This window comes from Psychrobacter sp. AH5, assembly GCF_040371085.1.
GTDB lineage: Bacteria > Pseudomonadota > Gammaproteobacteria > Pseudomonadales > Moraxellaceae > Psychrobacter.
Genome location: NZ_JAMBMT010000001.1, coordinates 940401 through 960172, shown reverse-complemented (window position 1 = coordinate 960172; position 19772 = coordinate 940401). Strand labels below are relative to the sequence as shown.

Sequence of the window (19772 nt, the reverse complement as noted above, 5' to 3'; positions counted from 1 at the left end):
AGGTTTGAGCTTTTGAGTGCTCTGTTTCAGGAGATAAAATAGGCGAGCCTAGCGCTATATTTCCCACTTGCGTAGCAGAAGTAACCTTGTCAGAAGCACCGGTCTGCTCAGCCGCTTTATTAGTCTCAGTAGTGCTGCTAGCTGTCTTCGCCTTATCAATAATAGCTACCGATTGCGCCGGCAAACTGGGTAAGGTAATATCATCGTCATCTAAGTCATCAAAGTCGCCATCTAGGTTGATGACTACACGATTGGGATTATCAGCATTGTTCATAGGTTGGCCCTAAAATTTATCAAATGATTAATATGGCTTTAGTTAGTTTATTTTTTATAAAAAACTCTCTATTGCAGCGTTTACAAGTTTAGTGCAGTTTGCCTTAGTTTATCATAATTCAGCTATAGCTCATTGCTGAGCGTTATATTTGCTTAAAATGGCCTATTATCATTAGTAGCGTCTGGTTAATACTTAGTGCTTATTTGCTAAGATAGATACTAATAGCTAGCGCTAAGAGATAGCTAGATTACGAAAGCTTCGCTTAAGATTTGGACACAAAACTCTGACCTTAGTTTAGGCTCTATTCGCCTATGCTTAGGACCTATAATTTATAGTCATCAAACTATGCAAAAGTAGTCTTTATAAGTTATAAATACCGCTATTTTGTAAAAAGCGCTATTCTCTTTTTTATTACTTGTTTGCCTTAATGAGTGGTTATTAAGGTTTTAATCATCAGGAACGCCAATGTCATCGAAGCTCTTAAATCAAAATCTTAATGAAAAACGCCAGCCTAAAGCTAATATCTCTAATATTGTTATGACTAGCAGTTTAGTCCTAGCTATCGCCATGACTGCTTTAGCCACTAGTGGCTGTAATACTACCCAAGGTTTTAAACCTACCGCTAGCGTTATGGTTGGTGGTCATAAGTCGATTTAATCACTGCTGTTTTTTTACTTTTGCCTTAATTATCGTTTTTATCATTTAAAAATACTTTGAGAATACTATGCTTGCTAAGCCGTTTACCTTTTTAATGTCGCCGACTACTCTGTCACTACGTCTAGCTTGCGCTTTGACACTAGCGGCTACGCTTACTGCTTGTCAAACCACCACGATGGGCTCTGGCTCAGAAAATAAAACAGCTACTAATACCGCAATTTCTAACGATGCGACTAGCGGTTCATCTGAGCTGGAAATGGATCTGTCCGGCCGTCATGAGTATCAATTGGCTAATGGTCTCAAAGTCATTATTAAAGAAGATCACCGCGCGCCGGTAGCGATGACTCAGATCTGGTATCGGGTTGGCTCCACTGATGAGCCGGTAGATAAAGGCGGCATCTCGCATTTGCTTGAGCATATGATGTTTAAGGGCACCTCCAACGTGTCAAGCGACGATTATGAGCGTTTGATTGCCAAATTTGGCGGCGTCAACAATGCTTTTACTAGCTATGACTACACCGGTTACTATGAGCTATTTCCCGCCAATCGCTTGCCGCTAGCGCTCGAGCTTGAAGCGGATCGCATGACCAATTTATTATTTAATGAGGATGAGTTTGCCAAAGAGCATCAAGTGGTGATGGAGGAGCGCCGTCAGCGTACTGATGATAATCCGCTGGCTAAAGCTTACGAGTCTTTTCGTCTGCTGGCCTTGCCGGATAGTCCAAAAGGCGAATCGGTAATTGGCCCTATGGCCGAGCTTGAATCTATCACTCTTGACGAGCTCAAAGACTGGTATAAAGCTTGGTACGCGCCCAACAATGCCACTTTAGTTATCGTAGGTGACGTGCAGCCAAAAGAGGTATTGGCGCAAGTTAAACGCTACTTTGGCGATTTAAAACCAAGCCCGCTTCCTAAGCGTCCCGCCGTCCGTCAATCAGGCTTTCGCGGCTATCAAAAAGTTGACTCAGAGCAAGCGGTACAAGTGCCAGTATTATTAATGGGCTATAACGTGCCAAGTCTGCTGACAGTAGGCGCAGGTAATGAAAACCAAGCTTACGCTTTATCTTTAGCGCAAGATGTATTGGATGGCGGCTTGTCAGCTAGGCTTGAGAAGCGCTTAATACGCGAACAAAACCTGCTCACTAGCGTCGGCACTTCTTATGATTTATTTGATCGCGGTGATGGTTTGTTTCTTATTCAAGCCACTCCGCGTGAAGGTGTAAGCTTAGATGAAGCGCAGCAAGCTATTACGGCTGAGATTGACAAGCTTGCTACTGACCCTATCGATGCCGATGAGATCGCTCGCGCTAAAACCAATACCGTGACGGGGCTAGTCTACGCGCAAGATAGTATGGCCGGTCAAGCGAGGATGATAGGTTCGCTACAGACCATCGGTATTGATGATCGAATAGTGGCTACTCTGCCGGCGAAGCTCGATGAGATCTCTGTGGCAGATATCCACGCCGCTAGCAAAAAATATCTAGTCAAGGACAATCTAACGGTTATGCATATTGTGCCGCCTAACAGCACAGATAATACTAATACTGATAAAGCAGCCAAAAACAGTCATTGACCCCAGTATACCTATTAATAACAAAACCATTGATAAAAAAACCATTAATAAGAAACCAGTTATGAAAAATAAACCCTTGCTAGATGCTAAGACAATGACAGTACCAGCTAATAAAAACCCTTTAGTCGCCACTTTAACCCGTAGCTTGCTGTTGGGACTATTGGTATTAGCCAATCCTGCGTTAGCGGATACTAGTATGGCTGAGGAGTACAGAGGCTCAGCAGCAGATGTAGATAGCAGCGCGCCTATTGCTGCTTTATCGACACTCACTAGCCTTGATAACGTTGCTCCCTTAAAAGTGACTGTGCCTGATATTGAGCACTTCACTACTAGCAATGGAGTGCCGGTCTCCTTTGTACGCAGCGATGCCCTACCTATCGTCGATATCGACTTGCGCTTCAACGCTGGTAGCGCCCGTGATGGCGATATCCGTAAGCAAGGTTTTGGGATTGCCAATATGACAGCGACAATGCTGACTCAAGGCTCTAAAAGCTTGGATGAAGATGCCTTTACTCGCGCCGTTGAAACTTTAGGAATTCATCTAAACAGTAGCGCTTATAAAGATATGTTTATCGTCTCACTAAGAAGCTTATCCGATGATGAGCATTTATTGCCCGCTATCGATTTAATGACTCAAATACTAACCGAGCCTAGCTTTGATGAGCAGATTTTGGCGCGCAATAAGGCTCGGCTACTAGTCGGTCTGCAGCAGCAAAAACAAGATCCTGGTAGCCTTGCCAGTCTTGCTTTTAATAATGCCTTATATGGTGACCATCCTTATGCTCACCCAGCATCCGGTACTCTCGATACTGTGCCTACTCTTAGCCAAAAGGATTTACTCGCTTTCAAAAACCGCTACTTAGTGGCGGCAAATGCTTCGGTGGCGATGACGGGTAATTTGACACTGGCTGAGGCAAAGAAGCTAGCGAACGCTATCACAGAGGATCTACCAAAAGGACAAGCAGCCGCGCAGTTACCTGAGCCTAAAGCTTTAACTCAAGCAAAGCATATTCATATCGACTTTCCTAGTAGTCAAACTACGGTACTAATGGGGCAACTTGGCAGTAAGCGCGCTACCGATCCTATCGCTCAGCAGCAACAAACGAGTTTTACCGTAGGTAACGAGGTATTAGCTGGTGGGAATTTTAATGCTAGGCTAATGACTCAGATTCGCCAAAACTTGGGCTATACTTATGGTATCTCAGGCTCAATGAATCCAATGCTAGCGCGTGGGCCTTATAAGATTGGATTTTCGACTCGCACCGATAAAACTCGCGCCGCTATTGACGCAAGCTTAGAGGTTATCAATGAGACTTTGGATAAAGGCATTACTAGCGCTGAGATGCGCTTGACGACTGATAATTTAAAAAACAGCTTTCCGATGGGTTTTGCTAGTAATGCGGGGATTAATGGGCTGCTTGGCATGATGAATTTTTATCAACTACCCGATAGCTACTTAAGCGACTATATCAGCCGTATCGATAAAGTTGAGTTATCAGAGGTTAATGAGACTTTGCGTCAAACTTTAGATCCCAATAAGTTTTTGATCGTCACTGTAGGCGCAGATGATCCACAGCTAAATAACCGTATTAAAGAGAGTAGTAAATGATGATAAATACAGCGCCTATTAGTTTTTTATGGTGTATTCATTTATGGTAGTAGCTACTCTATGGTAATAGCCACATCATAACGAAAATTCTCAGGCTTATAACCAGCGCCGTTATAGGCCAAGCGGATGACGTGCTTATCGTAGGAGGTAACTTCATAACCGCCGTTAGCAAAGTTATAAGTTCTGGGAGTAATTAATAAAGCCTCGATTTGATCATTATCGAGGCTGACAGCTATCTGCTCACCAATCTTAGGATATAAGAAATAATCACAGCTGTCTTTTATCATCACCTCAGCTGTGCGCTCAATAACGCTATTGTCTAGTTGTTTTTGAATGAGCTTTGGGCAGATATGGGCATGCTTGGATGCCACGCGAGCGTAAGAATTGATAATCTTATCTTCTATATCTGCGCTTACTTTTAGGTTTTGTGCTCTTTGCTCAGAGGCTATAATCGAGCTATTGTTTTCGACATCATCAGCAGGCTCACAGCCACTAATACTCATCCCGCCTAGCATTATTATCAGTGCCGCTAATGGTTTTTTTATTAACCTAGCTCTATCAATGTCGTTATCGCTATGACGCTGATAAAGCCAATGGTTCGTTTTTTTCAGATTTTGCATAGCCGGTATTTATACTCGATATCTCAAATAATAGACAATAGATAATAAGCTAGTCATATACTAATACCGGCAAGCAAAGCTGCTACTAGTGTTATTAAAGCCCCATTTTCGGTAGCCTTGAGTATCTAGATGAATCGCTCCTGTCGAGTATAACCCTAAGCCAAAATCCATAGACTGGCCTTGGTATTGCCAAAATTGGCATAAACTATCTTGCATACGACTAAGCTGCCACAAGTCGCCATCATATTCAGGCACCCAGATGTCCATCGCGCCAGCGGTCATGTGTTTGCTATTATCAGCGCCGCCAGCACAATCGTTTAAATTAGGACTACGATATACAGAGCGAATCTCAGTACTTCTTGGCAAAATACCTTGAGTTTTTAACTGACTATATAAGCGTAAGGTCGGTACAATATTTGCCCATAACTCTTGCGGAGGTAGCTGAAAAGGCTCGTAGCCACAGCGGTTCCAGCTACGAGCTGTGGTTAGTAGTTGCTCAAGTGGCGGGACGTTTTGTGCGCCGAGCCGCGAGCTCAAGTAACGTTGATAATTGGCAACTTCCTGTGCACGAAAACGATTATTGCTTAACCAAAGCTGGAAGTCAGCCGCGCTATTACCGTAATACTCATCGTTAATATATTGAGTATTGTAGGTGGTATTATAACTTGGCGCGCGCCTAGTAGTGCTAAGTCTTTTACTCTCTTCAATAGAGAGCTGAGCATCAAAATGGTATTGACGACTTTTTTGTTCTATTAAACCTTGGAGACTATCACCGCTAATAGCATAGTTGCTATTAGTAGGATTACTAGCAGGAGCAATATAGACTTGAGGATTAGCGCTGCCTTGACGTACTTGAATACGGCGCTCGCTGCTATCATTTAAAATAGCGGCATGCGCTTGCAAACTACTAGCGCAAACTATCGCTGCTAGGGTCAGCTGCCCAATAGTCGCTATGGTGGTAGCTGTAGTTTTATTGGATTTAGCGGTTTTCAGATAGGACTGATCTAGATAGCGGTGATGGTTATGGATGCCATTATCATCATTATTTTTTGTATTGTTCATATGTAATAATTACCACCCAAAACTTTTATTAGAACGATTAGCTCAAAACTCTTATTAGTACTATTGGCTCAAAACCACTTAATGACTAATGCTGTATTCAAAACAGTTGCAGCACTAGTTAACAGTCATCTGGTCGATACTGCTAAGTCGAGATACTTAGCCGCTGCTATTGGCACTATTGCTATAGTATAGATTATGGATACTATCAAATTTTAACTAAGCAAGCTAAACTATTGCCTTCGATAATCGTCAATAATGGTCTGTTTAACATTTATCATCATAATTTTTATAATCAGGTGACTTTTGCTAGCCGTTTATAATTAGCCGCTGTAAATTTTGTCTTATATACTCCCCTTTTTTACTTATTTAGTAGTCGACTTACTCTATGTCATCTAATTTACAATATCGCTTTTCCCGCCAAAGCCATCACTTTGGGCAAAGACATGAGCCCAATATTTGGCAACGTGTTCATATTGACCCTTGGTTAACTTTATTATTATTAGCAGTGTGCTGTATTGGCTTGACCATTCTTTATAGCGCTTCTACACAAAATGTCGATATGGTCATCCGCCAAATGGTCAGTTATGTGGTGGCCTTTATAGTGATGATAACTATGGCGCAAATTCCGCCCAGTGTTTATCGCAGCTTTACGCCTATATTTTATGTCTTAGGCTTGTTTTTATTAGTACTAGTTGATCTTATCGGCGAGGTGCGTATGGGCGCCCAGCGCTGGATAAATCTGCCAGGGTTTGGTAGCGTGCAGCCCTCAGAGTTTATGAAACTAGGTATGCCTATGATGTGCGCTTGGTTTTTAGCTAGGCGTGAGTTGCCTCCTTCTTTTATGAGTATAGCTGGCACCTTAGGACTTATCATTATACCGGTGCTACTCATCGCCAAAGAGCCTGATTTGGGCACCTCAATACTAGTAGCCGCTAGTGGTATTTTTGTGTTGTTTTTAGCGGGGCTGTCTTGGTGGTGGATTGGCGGCGCGGTCGCTTTGTCTATACCTTTAGTGACTTTTGCGTGGCATTTTTTATTGCATGATTATCAGCGTACTCGAGTATTAACTTTACTCAATCCTGACGCTGATGCTCAAGGAGCTGGATGGAATATCATTCAATCAAAAACTGCTATTGGCTCTGGTGGTATGACAGGCAAAGGTTATTTAGATGGCACCCAATCGCATTTGCATTTTTTGCCAGAAGGTCATACCGACTTTATTATTGCCGCTTTTTCAGAAGAGTTTGGCTTGGTAGGAGTTATTTTATTGATGTTTATTTACGCCTGTTTATTAAGCCGCGCTTTATTCATCGCTTTTACCCATCCAGATACTTATAGTCGACTATTAGCAGGTGCTATTGCTATGTCGTTTTTTGTCTATGTTTTTGTGAATGTCGGCATGGTAGGAGGTATCTTGCCAGTAGTTGGAGTCCCTCTACCCTTTATCAGCTATGGTGGCACGGCTATCGTAACTTTGATGGCAGGCTTTGGTTTATTGATGTCTATTCATACTCATAGAGCGGTATAAACTGCTTTCAAATTAAGATAAGCCCTGCACAACAGTAGAATATTTAGTTATTATTTATAACTTTTTTATAATATCATTGTGAAATAATAGTAATATAAAAGCAGTCATAAATTAGATATACTTAATTTATATTATAATATACATAATACTGTAAGGTTTTTCTCCTTGTTATTAACATTTAATTGCGTTAGTCTGTTTAAATCTTATTTTAGTACATAACTTATACAGAGCTGCTAAGCAACTTTTCATAAGTATATAATGAAGTCATAGCTTGTCCGTATAGTGCGTTGCTGGTTATATGATTTGTTATCTAATGGTTAAAAAACAAAGTTACTCTAACTTAGTATTTACAAGATTATTTTTTGATGGCTGTAAAAATATAATAACAGCGAAAATAATTGGTAAAGATTTTTACTACTAAGTTTTGGGGTATATGTTGGAGAGTTATATATGAATAAGCGTTTATCTGGTTTGATTACAATGTCAGTGGTTTTATTTACAGGCTCTGCAGTAGTGTCCAACGCGCAGGCCGTCGAAACAAATGCTTCATTAGCAGCATTGTCACAAGATAACACTTCTCATATTGATCGCGTCTTAGGCGAGTTAACTCGTCAGCATGACAGCGCATCAAGTTTAGTAAAATCAGCCCGTCAGCCTACCTCATTAGCGCTCAATAGCTCATTGTTAGCGACTGATACCTCACAAGTTAGCAATGATGAAGATGTGCTTGAGCGTCTGACTGCAGTGGCTTCTAACTCAGTCGGCAAGTTTAAGCAAACCGGTCTAGCCTCATGGTATGGTCGTAAGTTCCATGGTCGCAAAACCGCTAGTGGTGAGACCTTTGACATGAATGCCTTAACAGCTGCTCATCGCTCTTTGCCGTTGAACTGCTATGTTAAAGTTACAAACAAAACGAATGGTAAGAGTGTTGTGGTCAAAGTAAATGATCGTGGTCCTTTTCATGGTAAGCGCGTGATGGACTTATCCTACGGTGCCGCGAAACAATTAGGTATTACTAGTAAAGGGGTCGGCAACGTCTCTATCGAGCGCGTTTCAGGACCTTAATTTTATCAATCAGTTAGTCCTTATTCATCCTTATTTATCATATAAATAATAAAAGCGCCTAGTTCATGAACTAGGCGCTTTTATTTTATACCAAACTTAGTCAAAGACCATGCGCTTAAAAATCGATCTCAAAAGCGCTTTCAATAGCATCATCTAAGCGCTCTACAGCGATGACATTGATACCTTGAAACTGCGGGGAATTGGCCGCTGGTGCATTAGACTTAGGAATAATAGCATGCTTAAACCCATGCTTCATCGCCTCTTTTAGCCGCTCTTGCCCATTAGGTACGGGACGAATCTCACCTGATAAACCCACTTCCCCAAATACCGCTAATGATGATGGCAGAGGCTTCTCCTTTATACTCGAAGCACAAGCTAATAGCACTGCCAAATCAGAGCCAGTCTCAATAACCTTTACCCCGCCTACGACGTTGACATAGACATCTTGACCACTCGTGTGAATACCGCCGTGACGGTGCATTACCGCTAGTAGCATAGACATTCGCTGAAAATCAAGACCAAGCGCCATACGTCTTGGTTGCCCTTGCGAATCATCTACTAAGGCTTGCACCTCAACTAGCAAAGGCCTAGTGCCCTCACGACTGACCATCACCACTGATCCTGCTACAGGCTTATCATAACGGCTCAAAAATATCGCCGAAGGGTTTGCGACTTCTTTGAGCCCCATATCGGTCATACCAAAAATACCCAGCTCATTGACCGCGCCAAAACGGTTCTTGACGGCGCGAATCATTCGAAATCTTGAGTCGGATTGCCCCTCAAAGTATAGTACGGTATCAACCATATGTTCAAGTACTCGCGGCCCTGCTAGCGTCCCCTCTTTGGTGACGTGACCGACCAAAAACAATGCGGTACCTGTTTGCTTGGCATAGCGAGTTAAAATAGCTGCTGACTCTCGAATTTGACTGACGCCGCCTGGCGCAGAATTAATAGCGTCAGTATAAATGGTTTGAATAGAGTCAATAATAGCGATAGCAGGCTGTTCTTGAGTTAGCGCGGCACAGATAGTCTCGACATTGGTCTCTGCTAACACTCGCAGCCTATCAGCGGGCAAGTCCAAACGTTTGGCGCGCATGGCTACTTGTGCAAGCGACTCCTCGCCAGTCACATAGAGCGCGCTACCGGCTAACGAGTCAGCCTTTGCCATGTTAGTGGCAGTTTGCAGTAAAATAGTCGATTTACCGATACCCGGATCACCACCAATCAGCACTACTGAGCCGGCTACCAAGCCGCCGCCGAGTACTCTATCAAACTCACCAATACCAGTAGGTAAACGGGTGTCTAACGTCACGCTCACCGCGTTAAGCGGCATTACCGCACTGTGAGTCCCTGAATAGTTGCCAGCTGGCGCGCCTGTACTACGCGGCGTAGCGCGACTAGATGCTGATTTGGCTGAGCCTTTATTATGGTGCGGCATACTGACATTAGGCGCCTCGACTAAACTATTCCATTCACCACAATCGGTACATTGCCCAGCCCATTTACCAAAATGAGCGCCGCAATGTTGGCAGACATAGCTGCTTTTATTTTTTGCCATAGTGTATAAACCTTATTCGATAATGAATCGTAAACATTAAAAGGCGATAAGCTAAAAGGTTTGAGAGATTAGTAAAATAGGATTTAAAACACAGCAGTGATTACTGCTTGTAGAGAAATGAGGGATCGCTAATAAAAGCTATAAAAACAGTAGAAGATGATAGAACTTACTAAAGATAAATGCTGTTGAACCATAACAATTAAAAAGCTTTATACCATGATGATATAGCAACTAAAGAGCCTTATAAGCCTAAAAGATAAAATGCATTTGATAGGGTAAGTTATTTAAACCCTCACCCCATCAAATTTTTACTAAAAATATTTATACCTGAAAGTCTTTACCCAAGTAGACGGATTTGACCAATTCATTGCTTAACACCTCTTGCGCGCTGCCTTCAGCGATAATAGCGCCCTCTGAGACGATATAAGCTTTTTCGCAAATGGCAAGCGTGTCACGAACGTTATGATCAGTGATAAGCACTCCGATACCGCGATTCTTCAACGTTAAGATAACCTCTTTGATATCACCTACTGATATAGGATCGACACCAGCGAAAGGCTCATCTAATAAAATAAATTTTGGATCAGCAGCCAAAGCTCTTGCTATCTCACAACGCCGACGTTCACCGCCCGAAACGCTCATACCCAAAGACTTACGTACATGTTCTAGATGGAACTCGCCAATTAGTTTTTCAAGCTCTTGTTGCTGCTCATTGGCTGATAATTCACGGCGCGTCTGTAAAATAGCAAGGATATTATCCTCAATAGAGAGCTTGCGAAAGATAGAGGCTTCTTGCGGCAGATAACCGATACCTGCGCGAGCGCGCTCATGCATGGCATATTTGGATAAGTCCACTTTACCTAAGGTCACGCGGCCCTTATCCATATTGACTAGGCCTACAACCATATAAAAGCTAGTGGTCTTGCCAGCGCCATTAGGCCCTAATAATCCGACCACTTGGCCTTGCTCAACAGAGAATGAGACATCTTTGACTACCCAACGTTTGCCGTAGCGCTTGCCTAGATTTTGCATCACTAAGCGCGGCATCACTGTTTGTGTCGCAGCAGTATCGCGATTAGCTAAAGGATTGGCTTCACTATTCTCTGTCATAACTTACTCATATTTTATTAGCACCTTATAAATGAATGGCTGTTTGTACAAAGCCTTTGTACAATGTCTTTATAAAAGTGCTATTTGTCACGATGGTTATTTATAGGGTTTACTATCTAGCTAAAAATAGCACTTATCAAGTCAATATCTACTGCTAAGCTATCTAGCGTATGCCGCTTTGATTGGTATTACTATTGGGCGGGAAGATTAATTCTACGCGCTGATTGCCGCCTGCCGTCGCCTCAACATCGCCGGCCTTGAGACTATAGCGTATGACGTTACCGGCGAAACTAGCGCCGTTTTGAGTTAACTTGGCATTACCGGTCAAAGTCATGATACCAGTCACCGCATTATAATCAATCCTATTGGCTTGGCCTTTTGCTAAGCCTTTATCAGCGGTCACTACTTGCTGCATAGTAGCCGGACGACCCGTAGCCACTGCCGAATTAATACTACGCTGCTGTGATAGATTGACAGTGATATTATCCGCGGTCAATTTTAGTGTGCCCTGCGTAATCACTACCGTTCCTGAATAGCTAGTAACACCTGTGCTCTCGCTATAAGTCGCTCTATCGGCCAACAGCTTGATAGGCTGGTTGGCATCAGAAGGCAGCGCGTGACTATAGATGGGTAGGGCTAGCAGCATAACTACCGGCAATGAGCGCAAATGAGCTACTGACAAACGCTTCTTTAACAGATGAAGACGAGGTAAAAAGGATGATTTCATGACTGTTTACTCTTATTATGAAGAATATCAAATAAATGGTTTAAAAGGTTGAGGCGCTTAGTTTATATAACCAGTACGTCCTTGGGCTCTAAAAGGCGATACTGTTTATGAATTATTGAAACCGTTCCACTAAAACAATGCTTTGTCTTGACGCTCAGCTGGAGTGAACATTACCGCCACTTGTCCAAACTCATATTCGCCCGTCTCCAAATCAGCTTTCATAGTCGCCGCCTCAAAACGATTACTGCCTTGCACCACTTGTACTGGCTGCTCGCTATAAACCTGTCGTGATTTTGTATTACCTTTGAGCGCCTCGCCAGTTACCGTTATGGGCGCTATCTTCTCGCCACTTTGCGTAGTCTTTGCCTGATCTTCACTCGCCAAGCTAAAACCGCCGTAGAGATGCAAGTCGCCGGTTTCTTGATTGAGTGTGGCCGTCCCAGAGGTTATACGATACAGCTGCTCGGCGGAGGGCTGCCAATTCATGGTAATACCGGACATCACGTCTTGATTGGTATTGGGATCATGACTCAGCGACTCAGCGTTAAGCTCATATTCGGTTTCGCCTTGCTCATTAGTCTGTACCGCTTGAATATCGGTAGCTTCATAATCCACTTCTGTGGGAGCTATGCTAACGGGCGGCGCGATTTCGCCTTGCTGTTTAAAGAACCAACCGGCAATTGCAGCGATAACTAGGGCTAAGATGATTAAAACGCGAGTATTCACGATAGTTTATCCTGCGGCTGAAACGAGCTTTTTTGAGCGGTGCTACCCTCTAAAGTATACTGAGCAATATAGTCTTCGTAGTGTCCATGGCCTTTTAAAATAAGATCACAAATCTCCCGCACCGCTCCATAGCCGCCAGCGCGAGTGGTCACCATATCACTGCGATTGATAACCTCAGCGTGAGCATTAGGAACCGTAGCCGCAAAACCTACCGTTTGCATAGCTTTTATATCCGGCAGATCATCGCCCATATAAGCACAATCTGCGGTAGTAATATTAAGATCTTTGTCAATTAGACTCATCAGCTCTTCTAAAGCCACCAACTTATCATCACGACCTTGTACCACATAGTCGATACCGATCTCCTTGGCGCGCTTGTCTACCATTGGACTACTACGACCTGTGATAATCGCAGTCAGAATGCCAAAACGCGATAAAGACTTGATACCCACGCCATCTTGAACCGAAAAAGCTTTGGTCTCGGTGCCATTGGCATCATAAATAATCTGACCATTTGATAAAATACCATCGACATCTAATACTAGCATTTTGACTTGACCGGCTTTTTTGATTAGATCTTGCATAGGCGACCTCTTATTATAATGATGTCTGTTTATATATAGAGCTTTTATGGTTTATAACTTACAGAAGCTGAGCTGCTATTTTACCCCAGCTTGCAGCAAATCATGCACGGTAATAACAGCCTCTAAATGACTTTGCTCATCCATCACCAATAGCTGGCTAATAGAGTTTTCATTCATAACGCTCAAAGCATCTGATGCTCGCATAGTTTTACTAACGCGGCGCGGCGCAGTCGTCATTATCTCGCGCATCGGTGTTGCCAGATCGATACCTTTCTCAAGCCCTCGGCGTAAGTCGCCATCGGTAAATATACCTACTACTCTATTTTCATCATCAACCACGACAGTCATCCCTAAACGGCCATTGGTCATAGTAAATAGCGCTTCATGCAAAGAGGTTTGCTGCTTAACGACTGGCAAATTCTCATTATTGGTATGCATCAAATCTTCTACTCGAGTCAATAACTGTCGTCCAAGCGCGCCTGCCGGATGTGATAAAGCAAAATCCTCTGAGGTAAAGTTACGCGCATGTACTAATACTACCGCCAAGGCATCGCCTAAAGCTAACGTAGCAGTAGTGCTGGAAGTCGGCGCTAAATTGAGCGGGCAAGCCTCCTGCGACTGACCTAAGGTCAATACTATATCAGCGGCGCGCGGCAACATGCCTCGCTTATCACGACTAATACTAATAAGGGGTATGCCTAGACGCTTGATCACGGGTATCAAGGTCTTAATCTCATCAGACTCGCCTGAGTTTGAAATGGCTAACAATACATCACCAGGCACCAGCATGCCTAGATCGCCATGACCGGCCTCGCCTGGATGCATAAAAAAAGCAGGCGTACCAGTCGAGGCAAAAGTAGCCGCTATCTTTCGACCAATGAGTCCTGATTTGCCCATACCTGTCACCACTAGACGACCTTGACAGGCCAAAATAATGTCACAGGCTTGCGCAAAACGATCGTCTATTTGTTCAGTTAGCAAAGCAAGTGCCGCTTTTTCAGTATTGATGGCCTCAATAGCAGTCGTAATAAACTGCTCATGAGTAAGATGACTTTTACCGCTATTCATATATCGCTCAGTATTATTATTTTTTGATAAGTATTATTTAATAGAAATTATTTAATAAGTGTTATTTGTTAAGTATGATTTGATAAGCTATTTTACTATATTCTGGTGGTTATTAGTAATAATGCTATCTAGAGCTCAAAGATGAGCGCTACACAAAAAAGACCCACTATATCAGCAGGTCTTTCTTAGTAATAACGTCAATATGAACGAGAGAATAAATACGCTACTTGATAGTTTTAATAAAAATTACTCGTTATCACTGCTATCATCAAACTCGTCTTTGGGCTGATCACTAAAGCCTGTATTTTGACTTGGGCTTTCAAAACCGCGATCTTGACTAAAACCTGCACGCTCTTGGTTTTGTCCAAAACCGCTTCGTTCTGATACTTGACCTAAACCACCGCGCTCAAAGCCGCGATCTTGACCAAAGCCACTACGATTAAACCCGCTTCGATTAGAGGGAAAACCGCGTTCTTCAAAACCGCTAGTATTAGCGCTAGGATTACTACCGCGCTCAAAGCCACTACCCTGATAGCTACTAGTTACACCCGAAGTCTGTGAGCTGCTAGTAGCTGTCGTACTGTTGCGAGGATTACGGGCAGGCACTACCGTTGAGATAGCATGCTTATAGACCATTTGGCTGACGGTGTTTTTTAGTAGCACCACATACTGATCAAAAGACTCGATTTGACCTTGAAGCTTGATACCATTTACCAAAAAAATAGAAACAGGAATACGATCTTTACGCAGTGAATTCAAAAACGGATCTTGTAAAGTTTGTCCTTTTGACATAAAAATTCTCCTAATAGTTATTATTTTATTTTAAGTGTTATTTATTAATACGATACTCTTAATACCAATACCAAGTAATACTAATACCAAAGCTAAATACCCATATCGCTAAGAGATAGCAATCTTTAAAGCTACATTATACTAGTGCTACGCTTCACCTTAACGCAAATTATATTTTATTATTAGCTATTTAAGTAACTGCTTGTTTCTACAGCTATTATCTATAAAACCCCATAACTGATAATCATCAAATATTCATAAAAGCGTCAGTGTAATTTACTATAAATTAGCTTGGCGCTACCTGTTGTTTAGTCACTGTTTAATCCCTTCACTACAAGCTAGGTATAAATTATAACAGCTTAGCGTTTGGCTATTTGTCGCTTATCGTCATTGTAAGATAAATAAATGTAATAATTCACAATAGCGCTAAATCCTAACAGTATTAAGTTACAACAAATACTCTCTGACTTGCTCAATAGATATAAACGATTTTGTCACTAATTTTGTGGCTATGTCAGCGGGTATATTGGTATGGCTAGTACTATCTGCTGCTATAGTGTCAGTCGCTTGACAGGTCTCAAATGACGCAGCCTTTGATAATTTACGCAGCCAAGTATATTGGCGCTTAGCCAATTGCCTAGTAGCATATAATGCCTTATTTTGCATGGCTTCACAAGCAAGCGCTTGCTGTTGTTGTTGAGCTTTGCTATCGGTTTTTATAACATTGAGGGCTAACTTACTATCATCAGCTTTTAATATCCTGTTCTGCTCGTCATCATTATTAGCAAAGGCACTACTAGTAAAGGCGCTATAAAAGTGCTCTTTATCTAAATGAGGCTGCTCAAATATCGGATGCTGGGTTCGAACTAGATACTCTAATACTTGGCGATAGCCCACGCAGCGCATTGAAGGCATATTTGGCGTCAACGCATAACGCTCAAGTAGACCGATTACCTCAGCGACTAAACCCTCATTCCACATAATATCTAAACGTTGGGCGATGCGCTTATGCAGCCAAGGACGATCCGGTAATACCGATAATACCTGCCATCGCTGATCAGGATTATGAGCTAATGCTTGTTTAGGCTGACGCTGCCACTCACTAATTGGGATATGAGTTTGCTGATACACTTCAACAGCTCGGGTAATGCGCTGAGTGTCGGCAGGCTTTAGCCTTTTATGACTAATAGCATCGACTTTTGCTAGATAATCATATAAAGCCTCGATACCTTCTAGCTGTCGCCACTGCTCCACTTGCGCGCGCACGCTCTCATCGCTGTCAGGTACTGGTGATAAGCCTTCAATAAGCGCCATGTAATACATCATAGTGCCCCCTACCAATAAGGGAATTTTACCTTTTTTATGGCAATCTTCGATGAGGTGCTTAACGTCACTGACAAATTCGGCCACGCTATAGCTCTCGGTGGGGTCAATAATATCGACTAAATGATGGGGGTAACGTCTTAATTCAGCGGCAGTCGGTTTGGCAGTACCGATATTCATATCCCGATAAATCAATGCCGAATCGACTGAGATTAGCTCATAACGACCACTATCGTATAGCTCATAAGCTAGCGCAGTCTTGCCGCTCGCAGTTGGTGCCATCAGGCACACCACACTATTGGCTGGCAAAGAATCAGTGGCATCTAGCATATTTTTACCTATCAAACAAAGTGGTTATGGCTGAAATGAAAAAGGCTAAGGCTTAGCGGATGATAACATTAAAGGGATTAACTGCTGGCTATCGATATGGGTAATGGCTTTATGGTTAAATATCTGTGTCATATCGGTAGCAAAGGCTTGCAAGTCTGGCAGTGACATTTGCATGGCGTAATGGCTTATCTGTTGATTAATCTGCTGTTTTATATGCTGATTTGATAGCTCATTAACATTCAAATCTTTATCGATATTACTAGACGGATTATCATTATTAAAAGCAAACATAGAGTTAAAACTATGCTGCCAAGCGCTCTGTTCAATCACCGTTAGCTGTCCTTGATTATAAAATAATAACCACGGCGGCGAATAAGGTAACGCGCCGAGCTGATTATCATCTGCTACCCAAAAAGCGCTCATCGATAAGTCAGTGATAACTTCTAGGCAATAAGGCAAAGTACTAAGCATAGCAAGCTTGGCAGGGTTATTTATGGAGCCAATATTGATCTGCTCGTAACTTTTATCTATACTTTTTTGGGTCAAGTTTTTATCGGCAAAACTGTTATTTTCCAAGCTTTTTTCTTTATAAGCATTATCATCAAAAGTCGGCGGATAAGATGATGTCTGCTGTGAGCACTGATAAGGTTGCTTTGTAGAATGCAACTGATGATTTGTCGTCGAAGCATACTGTTTAGCACTATGGGCTACGCTTTCAATGCCACCGCTACTAGTATGGTTTGTGTTGTCTAAAAGGTTATCTGATAAATATTCATTAGATAAAGTCGCCTTAGGACTATTAACAACCACAGTTTTAAGCTTTTTAGCAATAACGTGACTTAGATGCGCTAACACATTATTTAAAGGACTAATTTTGATACGCTGCTTGCTAGGATGTACGTTGACGTTTAGCCAATGACTAGGTAGCTCAAAGTACAAAGCATAGCCCATAGCAGCAAGTCCAGCACTCGTGGCTAATTGTCTTAACTGATTACTGATGATAGGTTCTTTGATCAATCGGCCGTTGACATAAAGCAGCTTTGGTAGCTGCTTCGATACTTGTGCTGTCGGCCATAACCAACCGCTAATACTCGCCTGCTGAGTCTCCATGAGCTGTGGCTGATGTCCTGTGGTCGCGCTTGTAGCCTGAGTCAACAGGCTTGTTAAATCTACCCAAACTGCTAACGCCTCCTCAGCGAGCGCCAAATCTAAGGCTTGCTCAAGTCGGGAAATAGGCAGATAACGATTGTTATTAGCAGTGGCATTGGCAAAGCTTGTATTATCATTTGCCTTTATATTTGCCGATAAGCTCAAGCGTTTTTTATTATCATGACATAGCGTCAATGTCACATCGGCACGGGCCAAAGCCACCTCCCGCACTATCGTCTCGATATGAGCAAACTCAGTAGCGATGGACTTTAGGTTACCGCGCCGAGCTGGCACATTGAAATATAAATCCTTAATCGTCACCGTGGTACCGCGGCTATGCACTACCGGCATGAGTTTGGGCTCTTCTGCTAGCACTCCTGCAACTTGTAATTGCCGTCCTATGCCACTGTCATCGTAGCTACTCGCCAATGTTAAGCGCGAAACAGCAGCCGTCGCCGCAAGCGCTTCACCGCGAAATCCCAACGTACTGATACCATGCAAATTAGCGACATCAGCAATTTTACTAGTGGCATGACGAGTGATGGCCATCACCATATCGTCAGGATGTATGCCAACGCCATTATCTATCACTTGAATCATACCCATACCGCCTTGGGTGATATGCACCTCAATATCCGTGGCATTGGCATCGATAGCGTTCTCAAGCAATTCTTTAACCACGGCAGCTGGACGCGTCACTACCTCACCGGCGGCTAATTGGTTAATGAGTAGCGGTGATAGCTTTTTTATACGGCTATGCGCCGTATTTTCAGCTTTAGTCAAATCATTGGGCATTAAAACATCTGGCATTATAAAATCAAATTCTCAGGGTTGCTAAATTCAAGTTTTGCGCTTGACCTATTTTTGACAAACGTAGCTCTACTTGCCGAGCGCCATTATCGGCCTCCACTATATCAATGAACAAAGTGGGCGGCGGCAAATAGCTATCAGCGCGGCTAGCCCATTCGATAATAATTAAAGCATCCGGCTCGTCAAGATACTCATCAAAGCCAATAAACGATAGCTCTTCTGGATCTTGCAATCGATACAGATCAGCGTGATAAACAGGCTTTACTAAGCCATCACTTTGCTTAAGCTGATAAGGCTCAACCAAGGTATAAGTCGGACTTTTCACCGCCCCTTTATGACCTAACGCTTGTAGCCAATAACGCGTTAAGGTCGTCTTGCCAGCGCCTAAGTCCCCTGACAGCCAGACACTGCCTTTAATAGGTAATTTCGCTAGTTGCTGTGCCAATGTTTGAGTATCAGCTTCTGAGGATAACCTTAAGGTTTGCAAACTTGTGGTATCGTTTAACTTAGTATTAGACATCTATTTGCACCTACTCCGTTACCTCTAAATGGATAAAACAATCATGTTATCGAATAAATAAATAGTTTGGTCGTTTATTATAGCAAATCGCTGTGCTGTCGTAAGCAAGCACTTATTAACGCTTACGTGCAATAGTGATAACCCACTTAGTCTTTAATAGCTAAATACTTTGCTATCTGTATTACGCGCTTTGTTTTATCTAAATCCAACGTCTCACTTTTGCTAGATAAGCCTGATAATGCTTGCCAAACTTTTTTGCCATCATTCTCTCTTCTGGCCGAATTTGAAAGCGCGTAATATAAACTACAAAAAAGACTACGCATACAAAAGCTAGCAGATGCGATAAATAAAGCGCCCAACCTAACAATATAAGCACCAGTCCTAAATACATAGGATTACGGCTATAATTATAGACGCCACTAGTGACTAAACTAGATACTTTTTCGAGCGCCTGCGGATTAGGAGTGGTCTGAGCCTCTCTAAACTGAATGACGCCCATAATGCCACTACTCACTCCTATGACAGCCAAACCAAGCGCTAACACTGCTGAGCCATTGAACGAAAACTTCAAAGCCGGAAGCACTTTAGCGATGCCATACATAGCAGCCGCTGTGACAACGACTTGCGCGACAGGCGGTACTTTTAGCTCTAAAGTGCTCATACAATGACCTTAATTATTTATAACAA

General features: G+C 42.7%; 17 protein-coding genes and 1 pseudogene. 5 read left to right on the top strand and 13 right to left on the bottom strand.

Annotated features, from left to right (window positions below; all coding sequences use genetic code 11):
• Positions 1 to 739 precede the first annotated feature (739 nt).
• The 3 genes from M0N77_RS04100 to M0N77_RS04090 all read left to right on the top strand — a co-directional run bounded on the left by M0N77_RS04100 (position 740) and on the right by M0N77_RS04090 (position 4113).
• The gene (locus M0N77_RS04100; RefSeq protein ID WP_353103779.1) at positions 740 to 931 is read left to right on the top strand and encodes a hypothetical protein; all 192 of its coding nucleotides are present in this window, start codon (positions 740 to 742) and stop codon (positions 929 to 931) included.
• A 67-nt stretch (positions 932 to 998) separates the two neighbouring features.
• Positions 999 to 2504, top strand: coding sequence for a pitrilysin family protein (locus tag M0N77_RS04095; RefSeq protein WP_353103777.1), 1506 nt, complete (start codon positions 999 to 1001; stop codon positions 2502 to 2504).
• Between the two features lie 61 nt (positions 2505 to 2565).
• On the top strand, positions 2566 to 4113 hold the full coding sequence (locus tag M0N77_RS04090; RefSeq protein ID WP_353103776.1) for a pitrilysin family protein: 1548 nt from the start codon (positions 2566 to 2568) through the stop codon (positions 4111 to 4113).
• Positions 4114 to 4166: 53 nt separating this feature from the next.
• Here M0N77_RS04090 and M0N77_RS04085 read toward each other — a convergent pair whose 3' ends face one another.
• Together M0N77_RS04085 and M0N77_RS04080 are read right to left on the bottom strand one after the other, a co-directional pair.
• Entirely contained in the window at positions 4167 to 4733 is a 567-nt protein-coding gene (locus M0N77_RS04085) for a hypothetical protein (protein WP_353103774.1), read from the bottom strand.
• A gap of 60 nt (positions 4734 to 4793) precedes the next feature.
• Positions 4794 to 5795 (bottom strand): D-Ala-D-Ala carboxypeptidase family metallohydrolase, encoded by a 1002-nt coding sequence (locus tag M0N77_RS04080; protein WP_353103772.1) that lies wholly within the window; start codon positions 5793 to 5795, stop codon positions 4794 to 4796.
• 385 nt (positions 5796 to 6180) lie between these two features.
• On the opposite strand from M0N77_RS04080, the gene rodA reads away from it, so the two are divergent.
• Both rodA and M0N77_RS04070 read left to right on the top strand, forming a co-directional pair.
• Positions 6181 to 7323, top strand: a complete 1143-nt coding sequence (gene rodA, locus M0N77_RS04075; RefSeq protein WP_353103771.1) for a rod shape-determining protein RodA — start codon at positions 6181 to 6183, stop codon at positions 7321 to 7323.
• Positions 7324 to 8046: 723 nt separating this feature from the next.
• Positions 8047 to 8388 (top strand): annotated as a pseudogene (locus M0N77_RS04070) (septal ring lytic transglycosylase RlpA family protein); the annotation flags it as partial.
• Positions 8389 to 8503: 115 nt separating this feature from the next.
• Here the strand turns inward: M0N77_RS04070 and radA are convergent.
• The 11 genes from radA to M0N77_RS04015 all read right to left on the bottom strand — a co-directional run bounded on the left by radA (position 8504) and on the right by M0N77_RS04015 (position 19746).
• Positions 8504 to 9946: a DNA repair protein RadA gene (gene radA, locus M0N77_RS04065; RefSeq protein ID WP_353103769.1), complete on the bottom strand. Its 1443-nt coding sequence runs from the start codon at positions 9944 to 9946 to the stop codon at positions 8504 to 8506.
• A 321-nt stretch (positions 9947 to 10267) separates the two neighbouring features.
• Positions 10268 to 10993 (bottom strand): LPS export ABC transporter ATP-binding protein, encoded by a 726-nt coding sequence (gene lptB / locus M0N77_RS04060; protein WP_353105562.1) that lies wholly within the window; start codon positions 10991 to 10993, stop codon positions 10268 to 10270.
• Positions 10994 to 11219: 226 nt separating this feature from the next.
• Entirely contained in the window at positions 11220 to 11783 is a 564-nt protein-coding gene (gene lptA, locus M0N77_RS04055; RefSeq protein ID WP_371834185.1) for a lipopolysaccharide transport periplasmic protein LptA, read from the bottom strand.
• A 129-nt stretch (positions 11784 to 11912) separates the two neighbouring features.
• Entirely contained in the window at positions 11913 to 12509 is a 597-nt protein-coding gene (gene lptC, locus M0N77_RS04050) for an LPS export ABC transporter periplasmic protein LptC (RefSeq protein WP_353103767.1), read from the bottom strand.
• Positions 12506 to 13093 (bottom strand): HAD hydrolase family protein, encoded by a 588-nt coding sequence (locus M0N77_RS04045; RefSeq protein ID WP_353103765.1) that lies wholly within the window; start codon positions 13091 to 13093, stop codon positions 12506 to 12508. The genes lptC and M0N77_RS04045 overlap by 4 nt, the downstream gene beginning before the upstream one ends.
• A 75-nt stretch (positions 13094 to 13168) precedes the next feature.
• Positions 13169 to 14161 carry a KpsF/GutQ family sugar-phosphate isomerase gene (locus M0N77_RS04040; RefSeq protein ID WP_353103763.1) on the bottom strand — a complete coding sequence of 331 codons (993 nt, stop codon included), beginning with the start codon at positions 14159 to 14161 and terminating at the stop codon, positions 13169 to 13171.
• Positions 14162 to 14407: 246 nt separating this feature from the next.
• The gene (gene hfq / locus M0N77_RS04035; RefSeq protein ID WP_353103761.1) at positions 14408 to 14953 is read right to left on the bottom strand and encodes an RNA chaperone Hfq; all 546 of its coding nucleotides are present in this window, start codon (positions 14951 to 14953) and stop codon (positions 14408 to 14410) included.
• A 447-nt stretch (positions 14954 to 15400) separates the two neighbouring features.
• On the bottom strand, positions 15401 to 16606 hold the full coding sequence (miaA, locus tag M0N77_RS04030) for a tRNA (adenosine(37)-N6)-dimethylallyltransferase MiaA (protein ID WP_353103759.1): 1206 nt from the start codon (positions 16604 to 16606) through the stop codon (positions 15401 to 15403).
• 45 nt (positions 16607 to 16651) lie between these two features.
• Positions 16652 to 18565, bottom strand: a complete 1914-nt coding sequence (mutL, locus tag M0N77_RS04025; protein WP_353103757.1) for a DNA mismatch repair endonuclease MutL — start codon at positions 18563 to 18565, stop codon at positions 16652 to 16654.
• A 7-nt stretch (positions 18566 to 18572) separates the two neighbouring features.
• Positions 18573 to 19085, bottom strand: coding sequence for a tRNA (adenosine(37)-N6)-threonylcarbamoyltransferase complex ATPase subunit type 1 TsaE (gene tsaE, locus M0N77_RS04020; RefSeq protein ID WP_353103755.1), 513 nt, complete (start codon positions 19083 to 19085; stop codon positions 18573 to 18575).
• 199 nt (positions 19086 to 19284) lie between these two features.
• Positions 19285 to 19746: an isoprenylcysteine carboxylmethyltransferase family protein gene (locus M0N77_RS04015; RefSeq protein ID WP_353103753.1), complete on the bottom strand. Its 462-nt coding sequence runs from the start codon at positions 19744 to 19746 to the stop codon at positions 19285 to 19287.
• Positions 19747 to 19772 lie beyond the last annotated feature (26 nt).

Excerpts from the sequence above, each read along its gene's own strand:
- miaA (WP_353103759.1), bottom strand. The coding sequence starts at position 16,606 with ATGCTAGATGCCACTGATTCTTTGCCAGCCAATAGTGTGGTGTGCCTG.
- rodA (WP_353103771.1), top strand. The coding sequence starts at position 6,181 with ATGTCATCTAATTTACAATATCGCTTTTCCCGCCAAAGCCATCACTTT.
- M0N77_RS04080 (WP_353103772.1), bottom strand. The coding sequence starts at position 5,795 with ATGAACAATACAAAAAATAATGATGATAATGGCATCCATAACCATCAC.
- tsaE (WP_353103755.1), bottom strand. The coding sequence starts at position 19,085 with ATGTCTAATACTAAGTTAAACGATACCACAAGTTTGCAAACCTTAAGG.
- M0N77_RS04015 (WP_353103753.1), bottom strand. The coding sequence starts at position 19,746 with ATGAGCACTTTAGAGCTAAAAGTACCGCCTGTCGCGCAAGTCGTTGTC.
- M0N77_RS04085 (WP_353103774.1), bottom strand. The coding sequence starts at position 4,733 with ATGCAAAATCTGAAAAAAACGAACCATTGGCTTTATCAGCGTCATAGC.
- hfq (WP_353103761.1), bottom strand. The coding sequence starts at position 14,953 with ATGTCAAAAGGACAAACTTTACAAGATCCGTTTTTGAATTCACTGCGT.
- M0N77_RS04090 (WP_353103776.1), top strand. The coding sequence starts at position 2,566 with ATGAAAAATAAACCCTTGCTAGATGCTAAGACAATGACAGTACCAGCT.
- mutL (WP_353103757.1), bottom strand. The coding sequence starts at position 18,565 with ATGCCAGATGTTTTAATGCCCAATGATTTGACTAAAGCTGAAAATACG.
- M0N77_RS04045 (WP_353103765.1), bottom strand. The coding sequence starts at position 13,093 with ATGCAAGATCTAATCAAAAAAGCCGGTCAAGTCAAAATGCTAGTATTA.
- lptA (WP_371834185.1), bottom strand. The coding sequence starts at position 11,783 with ATGAAATCATCCTTTTTACCTCGTCTTCATCTGTTAAAGAAGCGTTTG.
- M0N77_RS04040 (WP_353103763.1), bottom strand. The coding sequence starts at position 14,161 with ATGAATAGCGGTAAAAGTCATCTTACTCATGAGCAGTTTATTACGACT.
- lptB (WP_353105562.1), bottom strand. The coding sequence starts at position 10,993 with ATGCCGCGCTTAGTGATGCAAAATCTAGGCAAGCGCTACGGCAAACGT.
- M0N77_RS04100 (WP_353103779.1), top strand. The coding sequence starts at position 740 with ATGTCATCGAAGCTCTTAAATCAAAATCTTAATGAAAAACGCCAGCCT.
- M0N77_RS04095 (WP_353103777.1), top strand. The coding sequence starts at position 999 with ATGCTTGCTAAGCCGTTTACCTTTTTAATGTCGCCGACTACTCTGTCA.
- radA (WP_353103769.1), bottom strand. The coding sequence starts at position 9,946 with ATGGCAAAAAATAAAAGCAGCTATGTCTGCCAACATTGCGGCGCTCAT.